We start from the raw sequence: 8,062 nt of genomic DNA, 5'->3' as shown, positions 1-8,062 counted from the left end.
CGGTGCCAGGACCATCGATGACCTCTGGAAAACCGTCGGATCCATCTGCGACCTGTACGACCCCCACGAGTGCCGCAACTACTTCGCCGCTGCCGGATATGCTTCCGATTAAACGCTCGGTGCTCTAGCGCCTTCATCTTGTCAGCGACCTCGGTCGGAACGCCAGCGCGCTTGCCGCTGTTCACCTCCGCCTTCTTTACCCACTCATGCAGCGTCTGCGGAACGCAGCCAATCTTCTCGGCAATGGAAACGACCGCTGCCCATCGCGATGGGTGATCGCGCTCGTGATCCAGCACCATCCGTACCGCTCGCTCGCGGACCTCAGGCGCAAACTTGTTCGTCGTCTTGCTCATACAGGCTCCACCTTCTCAGGAGTTGGAGCCTCCGACAAACCCGGGGCGGTTCAGATCGGGTCCATTCGCAAATACCTATGACTGATATAGCGAGACGCTTGGGGCGAGCGCCGATGGCAGCGCGACCTCGATCATTTTGACATCGCGTCATGCCGGGCAACGATCCGCTCCGCGCGCCGCAGGACGGGTGCATCGACCATGGTCCCAGCGACCGACAGGGCGCCGCTGTCAGCCGTGCTTTCGATCGCAGCGGCGAGGATGCGACTCGCCCATGCCACCTCACTCGCATCGGGGGACAGCCCCGCGGCAGCGGGGGCGATCTGGGCGGGGTGGATCAGCAGCTTGCCCCCGAACCCCATCCGTGATGCGTGGCGCGCGTCATCCTCGATCAGCGCGGCGTCGTCGATCGCCGTCGTCACGCCGTCCAGTGGTGCTGCGATACCAGCAAGGCGGCTAGCCATGACCAGTTCCATCCGGGCAGCCGCAAGCACGTCCCGGTCATGCGCACAGCCAAGATCGACCGCGAAATCGAGCGATCCAAAAGCAAGCCGCGACGAGCGGGTGGCGATCGCCCGCGCCGCAGCCAGACCGCGGGCGGTTTCGACCAGGGACACGATCTCCCGGTCACAGGCGCTCGCGACGTTCGCGACGTCATCAGCACTTTCCGCTTTGGCCAGCATGACCGCTGCAAGCGGCAGTTCCCGCGCGATGGCGAGGTCATCGGCGTGATCGCTTGTCCCGACCGCGTTGATCCTGAGGATGACCGGCACCGGCGCAGCGGCGATCCGCGACGCAATTGCGCGCAGGCCGTCGCGCGCGTCGCTACGCGCCATGGGCGACACCGCGTCTTCGAGGTCGAGAATGATCGCGTCCGCCCGGGATGCGACAGCCTTGTCGAACCGGTCTAGCCGGTCCGCCGGCAGGAAGAGGGGCAAGCCAAAGGTCTGGAGCGATGATGGAATGTTGGTCATGGCGTCGTCATGCCATCAGCCCGCATCGACGATCCCATATCATCCTGCGCTTGCCGCTATGCGATGGATCGATCGCCCATAACAACACGCTATGAGAGCCTGACCGCAACCCTATTGGCCACCGGGGCGCAGGCACGCCACGGTAGCGACTTTGTTATCGAGGTAAGGCTGACGTGAACAGCGATCTAGCGGATATCACCGTCGTTTCGGTCGAGCAGGCCGTCGCCGCCCCCTATTTGTCGAGCCGACTTTCCGATGCCGGTGCGCGCGTAATCAAAGTGGAACGCCCGGAGGGGGATTTTGCGCGCGGCTACGATCATCTCGTCCAGGGCGAGAGCGCGTATTTCGTGTGGCTCAATCGCGGCAAGGAGTCGGTCAGGCTCGATCTTAAGTCCGAGGCCGATCGGCAAATGCTTGCCCGGATGATCGCCACCGCAGACATCTTCATCCAGAACCTTGCCCCCGGCGCGATCGACAAGCTTGGCTTCGCGCCGGCGGAGCTGCGCGCGCGCGATCCACGGCTCATCACCTGCTCGATCTCGGGCTATGGGCTGGAGGGTCCTTATCGCGACCTCAAGGCGTATGACCTGCTCGTTCAGGCCGAAAGCGGGCTGTCCACGATCACCGGCAATGAACACGGGATGGCGCGGGTCGGGGTCTCGGTATGTGACATCGCCGCGGGGATGACTGCGTTTCAGGCGGTGCTTCAGGCCCTGATCGGGCGCATGAAGACGGGCCAGGGGCGACATATCGACGTGTCGCTGTTCCACGCCCTCGCCGACTGGATGAATGTGCCGTATCTGCAATATGTCTATGGCGGCAAAGAGCCGGCACGGTCGGGGCTCAATCACCCGACGATCGCGCCCTATGGAGCCTATACCTGCCGCGACGGCGCGGCGGTACTGTTCTCCATTCAGAACGAGCGCGAATGGGCTAACTTGTGCCGCGAGGTGCTGCGACAGCCCGAGGTGGCGACCGATCCACGGTTCGTCGGCAACAGCGCGCGCGTCCAGCACCGCGAGGCGCTGGACGCGATCGTGACCTCGGCGTTCGCCGCGGTCGATCGGTCGGAGATGATCGAACGGCTTGAGCGCGCCCGGATCGCCTATGGCCGGGTCAGCTCGATGGCCGATCTCGCCGCGCATCCGCAGAACCGGTTCGTCACGGTCGAGACGCCGGCCGGCCCCGTTCGCTACCTTGCACCGGGTGCGCGAATCGACAATCAGGACCCTGAGTTCGGTGCCGTGCCGGCGCTCGGCGAGCATGACGCGGCGTTGCGATCGGAATACGCATCACGATAATCCGATATGGTCCGCCCCATGTGCGGCGTAGGGAAAGGCCCGGGGTTTGGACGTCAGACAGCTTCGCTACTTCATCGCCATCGTCGAATGCGGTTCCATCTCAAAAGCCGCGCAGCGACTGAACGTCGCGCAGCCGTCGCTCAGCCTTCATGTTCGCAATATGGAGGAGGGTATGGGCGTCAAGCTGCTGTTCCGCACCGCACAGGGCGTGCAGGCGACGGAGGCTGGCGCGCTCCTGCTCCATCACGCGCGTGAGATCGTCGGCCGTTTCGAGGAAGTCGAACGGTCGATCCGCAGCGCGGATGCCGAACCTGCCGGCGAAGTGGCGATCGGATTGCCCTCGTCCATCGCCGAAGTGCTGGGCGTGCCGTTGGTACGCGCCGCACGCGCGGAATTCCCCAAGATCAGGCTTCGCGTTGCCGAAGCGATGAGTGGATATGTGCTCGACTGGTTGCGGCAGGGTCGCGTCGACTTGGGCCTGCTCTACGCCTTTGTGGAGGACCGCGAACTGCGGTCGATCGGTTTGCTGACCGAGACGCTGGTGTTGTTCGGGTCCGTCGATGATCCCGCCGTCACGGATATGGCATCTGCATCGGACACGATCGGCATGAAGCAGCTTGCCAGTATGCCGATGATCCTGCCGAGTCCCGGGCACGGCCTGCGCGATCTGGTCGAGCAGCATGCCGCAAAGGCCGGTGTCGGCATCTCCGCCCAATGGGAGATCGATGCGTATAGCGCAATCAAGTCGCTGGTCGGCGACGGGCTCGGTTTCTCGATCCTGCCCGATCATTCGGTGGCGTCTGAAGTGGCGGCGGGCAAATTGCGTGCGTGGCCTTTCGACCCGCCATTCCAGCGCACGGTCCATATCGTCGAACCGGCCAACCGGCCGGCGACTGCGGCGATGCGAGCGGTGGAGCGCCTGTGCCGTCGCACCCTACGCACCCTGGTTCGTGACGGTGCCTGGGGCGAGGCAAGGATGCGGACCAGCGTGTGATCCCCGGGTCATACCATAAGCCTATACGCCTCAGCGCAAATAGGTCTTGGCGAGCGTTGAACGCGGTCAGCACATTTACACCCGTCAGATATGTCGGTGGATGCCATCAACCGATGCTCGAGAGGATCATATGACCGAAGTCACCAAATCGACAGCGCAGGGCGTATTCATTGACAATCAGTGGATCGCATCGAAGTCGGGAAAGACGATCGATGTCGTCGCGCCTGCCGAGGGTGTCGTCTTTGCCGAAATTGCGGCCGGCAATGCCCAAGACGTCGACGCGGCGGTCGCCGCTGCCCGTGCCGCCCTGGCGGGTGACTGGGGCCGTCTGAGCGCGACCGAGCGCGGGAGGCTCCTGTCGAAATTTGGTCTGAAGATCACAGAACACGCCGAAGAACTGGCGCAGCTGGAAAGCCGCGACACCGGCAAGCCGTTGACGCAGGCGCGCAACGACATGGTCGCCACCGCGCGCTATTTCGAATTCTACGGCGGTGCGGCGGACAAGGTGCATGGCGATACGATCCCGTTCATGCCCGGCTATTTCGTGACGACCGAACACGTCCCCCACGGCGTCACCGGCCACATCATTCCGTGGAACTATCCTGCGCAAATGTTCGGCCGCACGGTTGGACCCGCGCTGGCAATGGGCAACGCCTGCGTCGTCAAGCCGGCGGAGGATGCCTGCCTCACCCCTCTGCGCCTCGCCGAACTGGCGGCCACCGTCGGCTTTCCCAAGGGCGCGATCAACATCGTGCCCGGACTGGGTGAGGAAGCGGGCGACGCGCTGGCCAACCATCCCGGTATCGACTTCATCAGCTTCACCGGGAGCCCGGAGGTCGGCACGCTGATCCAGACCGCCGCGGCGAAGAACCATATCGGCGTGACGATGGAACTCGGCGGCAAGAGCCCACACGTCGTCTTCGCCGACGCCGACATCCCGGCGGCAGCCAAGGTGATCGCCACCAGCATGGTGCAGAATTCCGGTCAGACCTGTTCGGCGGGATCGCGCGTGCTGATCGAAGCGTCGGCGTTCGACGCGGTGGTCGCGGCGCTCGCCGAGGAGTTCGGCAAGCTCACCGCCGGCACGCCGGAGATGGATGGCCCGCTCGGCCCGGTCATCAACGCCACCCAGAAGAAGCGCATCGAAGGTTTCTTCGAGCGCGCGGAGGCGAGCGGCGTCCCTGTACTCGCGCAGGGCAAGGTTGCCGATGGCGTACCGGAAGGTGGCTTCTTCGTCGCGCCGCGCATCTATGGCCCAGTCCCGCGTAAGAACGAGTTGGCGACGCAGGAGGTGTTCGGCCCGGTCCTCGCGGTTCTTCGCTTCGAGGATGAAGAGGACGCCGTGCGTCTCGCCAACGATACCGATTACGGGCTGATGGCGGCGGTGTGGTCGCTCGACGGCAATCGGGCGCTGCGTGTCTCGCGGCAGATCCGTGCGGGCCAGGTCTATATCAATGCGTTCGGCGCGGGTGGCGGCATCGAACTGCCGTTCGGTGGGATGAAGAAGTCCGGTCACGGGCGCGAGAAGGGCTTTGCGGCGTTGCATGACGCATCGACGATCCGGACGACGATCTTCAAGCACGGCTGAGCGGCCAAACCATAGCAGGGCGCGATGGCGGCACGACAAAAACGTTATTGCGCCCTGCTCGCCGTCACAGGTTACTGATCTGGATGAGAGCGGCTCCGCAGCGCGGAAGTCGCCGGGAGAGGAACGGCTTTGGTTACCAATTTCTACATGCCGACCCGCGTCGTCGCCGGATCGGGGGCGCTTGCGACCATCGGTCGGGTTACGCGCGAATTGAAGATGACGCGGGTGCTGGTCGTGTCCGATCCGGTGATCTCTGCGCAGCCCTTCCATGCCGCCGCGTGTGAAGCGCTGGCGGATGAAGGCATCACCGTCGCCCGCTTCGACGAGGTCGGGATCGATGCGCGCTGCTCGCACATCGACCAGCAGGGCGAGCGGGTCCGCCGCGAGGGCGTCGACGGCGTGATCTGCATCGGCGGCGGATCGGTGATGTGCACCGGCAAGGGCATCGCGATCGTCGCGACCAACGACAAGCCGATGGCGGAATGCACCGGCGTCGGGGCGTTTGACAAGCGCGCATTGCCGATGGTGATGGTCCCGACGACCGCCGGCTCGGGCTCCGAAGTTTCGCAATGGACGATCGTCAAGGACGAGGAACGTCATCTAAAGCTGCTGGGTGGCGGCCCGCTGAGCTTTCCGGACGCCGCGATCCTCGACCCCGTCACCCTCGCCTCGCTGCCGATGCGCGTCGCGGCCTTGCCCGCGGTCGATGCGCTGACCCACGCGGTCGAGGCCTATGTCAGCGTCATCGGATCGCCGATCACCGATGCGCTGGCGATCGCTGCGGTGAAGCTGCAACACGGGTCGCTGCGCGCGTCGATCAACTCGGACAATGAGGCGGCGCGCGCCGACAATCTCATCGCCTCGTGCATGGCCAATATCGCTTGCGGCAATGCGCGGCTTGGCCACGGCCACGCGCTGTCGTTGCCGATGGAGGGGCATCTCGATCTGCCGCACCCGTACGGCGTCGGCATCCTGCTGCCCCATGTCCTGGCCTTCGACTTGGCCGTGCTGCCCGACAAGGTACGTCCGCTGGCCGAGGCGCTCGACGTCGACACCGCCGGCTTGTCGCGGACCGAATGCATTGCGGCGGCGTCGGAAGCGGTGCGCGACCTGTATCGCGACATCGCCTTCCCGCTTGCCTTCACGCCGGAACAGCTGCCGCGTGACCGTGTCGCGGAGATGGCGCGGCGGGCGGTGCCGGGCCTCTACGCCGGCATCGCTGCCCGCGACTACGATCCGGCGACCGCCCGTTCCGACACGATCATCGCCTGTCCCTCCGCGCGCAAGATGACGGTCGCGCAGGCCGAGGCGATGCTCATGGAGTGCTGTGCATGACCCGTCCGATCCTCCACCATTACGACCTGTCGCCCTTCGCCGAAAAGGTGCGGCTGGCGTTCGGATCCAAGCAGATCGCGTGGGACTCGGTCGAGGTGCCGATCTGGCCGCCGCGTCCCGACATGGTGCCGCTAACGGGCGGCTATCGACGTATCCCTGCCCTCCAGATCGGGGCGGACGTCTATTGCGACACCGCGCTGATCCTGTCCGAACTCGACCGGCGCTATCCCAACCGCGCGCTGTATCCGGCGGGACAGGTCGGTGCAGTCACTGCCTTTGCGGCGTGGGCGGATGCGGCGGGCTTTGTCCCAGCGGCGACGCTGACCACATCGATCATCGGCGACGGCGTGCCGGCGGAATTCATCGCCGACCGCATCGCCTTCATGAAACACGACTTCTCGCTCGCCGCCAGCCGGAAGGCCGCGCCGGTCAATCGTCAGCGAGTGACCGCGCTGATCGGCATCCTCGCCGACATGCTGGCCGACGGGCGACCGTTCCTGTTCGGCGACACGCTGTCCGCAGCGGACCTTGCAGCTTACCATCCCCTGTGGTTCGCGCGGAGCAACGGCGGCGAGGAGATCGCCGGGCTAATCCCGCTCAACGCGCTGGCGCCGTGGATGGACCGGATCGGCGCAATCGGTCATGGCGTGCGGACGCCGCTGACCGCCGCCGACGCGCTCGCGGTTGCCCGCGATGCCTCGCCCGACCCGACCGAGGGCGTCGTCGCCGATGATCCCGGTGGCCTCGTCGTCGGTGAAGCGGTGCTGGTTCAGGCCGACCAAGCGAACGACCCCGTCCGCGGCATCCTGGTTTCGGCGAACTCTCGCGAGATCGTGGTGCGGCACGACAGCGACGTCGCCGGCACCGTCCATGTCCACCTGCCACGACTTGGCTATGCCGTCGTGCGCGATGGAGATGCCTGATGCGTATCCTGACCAACACGACCTCGCCCTATGCCCGGATCGCGCGCATCGCGCTCGGCGAGAAGGGGTTCGACCTGGCGGGGACCGAGATCGTCAATCCGTGGGATGACGCGCCAGCGTTGCTGAAGCTCAATAGCGCTGCACGGGTACCGACGCTGGAGACCGACGCCGGGCTGCCGATCACCGAGAGCCTGCTCATCCTGCTGTGGCTCGAACGAAAGGTCCCGGAGCCTTCGCTGCTGGGCGGCGATCTCGACCGGATCGTCAGCCTTGCCGGACGCGCGATGGGCGTGATCGATGCACAGGCGACGATCGTCACCAACCGGATGCAGGTCGATCCCGACTTCGCCCAGCACCGCGTCGGCAAGCGCCGCATCCGCACCATCGTCGACGGTCTGGCCGCGCTGGAAACAGACCCGCCTGCGTATGGCGGCGGCACGCCCGACATCGCGGTCATCACGGCGGTGGTCGCGCGCGACTATCTCGACCTGCGGTTCAAGGGCGAACCGTGGGTCACGCCCACGCCCCGCCTCGACGCGCTCGTCGCGGCGACCGCCGAACGGCCCGCCTTCCACGACACCAAGCCATATATCTGAG

General features: G+C 65.5%; 7 protein-coding genes and 2 pseudogenes. 7 read left to right on the top strand and 2 right to left on the bottom strand.

Annotated elements, in window-relative coordinates; genetic code table 11:
• Window positions 1–112 (top strand): annotated as a pseudogene (locus ABDV78_RS15240) (IS630 family transposase); the annotation flags it as partial.
• Between the two features lie 10 nt (window positions 113–122).
• On the opposite strand, the pseudogene ABDV78_RS15235 reads toward ABDV78_RS15240, so the two are convergent.
• A pseudogene (locus tag ABDV78_RS15235) lies at window positions 123–353 on the bottom strand (transposase); the annotation flags it as partial.
• Window positions 354–484: 131 nt separating this feature from the next.
• Entirely contained in the window at window positions 485–1,324 is an 840-nt protein-coding gene (locus tag ABDV78_RS15230; RefSeq protein ID WP_343528281.1) for a CoA ester lyase, read from the bottom strand.
• 173 nt (window positions 1,325–1,497) lie between these two features.
• Between ABDV78_RS15230 and ABDV78_RS15225 the strand changes: the two genes are divergently transcribed.
• From ABDV78_RS15225 to ABDV78_RS15200, 6 genes are all read left to right on the top strand, one after another.
• Window positions 1,498–2,625 (top strand): CaiB/BaiF CoA-transferase family protein, encoded by a 1,128-nt coding sequence (locus tag ABDV78_RS15225; RefSeq protein WP_343528279.1) that lies wholly within the window; start codon window positions 1,498–1,500, stop codon window positions 2,623–2,625.
• Between the two features lie 46 nt (window positions 2,626–2,671).
• A complete protein-coding gene (locus tag ABDV78_RS15220; protein ID WP_343528278.1) occupies window positions 2,672–3,619 on the top strand; it encodes a LysR substrate-binding domain-containing protein in 948 nt (315 codons plus the stop codon).
• A gap of 130 nt (window positions 3,620–3,749) precedes the next feature.
• Window positions 3,750–5,207: an aldehyde dehydrogenase family protein gene (locus ABDV78_RS15215; RefSeq protein WP_343528277.1), complete on the top strand. Its 1,458-nt coding sequence runs from the start codon at window positions 3,750–3,752 to the stop codon at window positions 5,205–5,207.
• A gap of 129 nt (window positions 5,208–5,336) precedes the next feature.
• Complete coding sequence (locus tag ABDV78_RS15210; protein WP_343528276.1) at window positions 5,337–6,542, top strand: iron-containing alcohol dehydrogenase; 1,206 nt, start codon at window positions 5,337–5,339, stop codon at window positions 6,540–6,542.
• Window positions 6,539–7,465 (top strand): glutathione S-transferase family protein, encoded by a 927-nt coding sequence (locus ABDV78_RS15205; protein ID WP_343528275.1) that lies wholly within the window; start codon window positions 6,539–6,541, stop codon window positions 7,463–7,465. Before ABDV78_RS15210 ends, ABDV78_RS15205 begins: the two co-directional genes overlap by 4 nt.
• Window positions 7,465–8,061: a glutathione S-transferase family protein gene (locus ABDV78_RS15200; RefSeq protein WP_343528274.1), complete on the top strand. Its 597-nt coding sequence runs from the start codon at window positions 7,465–7,467 to the stop codon at window positions 8,059–8,061. The genes ABDV78_RS15205 and ABDV78_RS15200 overlap by 1 nt, the downstream gene beginning before the upstream one ends.
• Window position 8,062 lies beyond the last annotated feature (1 nt).

It is taken from the genome of Sphingomonas sp. (assembly GCF_039594485.1).
Lineage (GTDB): Bacteria > Pseudomonadota > Alphaproteobacteria > Sphingomonadales > Sphingomonadaceae > Sphingomonas.
The sequence above is the reverse complement of the archived record's forward strand: the minus strand, read 5'-3'. Positions and strand labels throughout refer to the sequence as shown.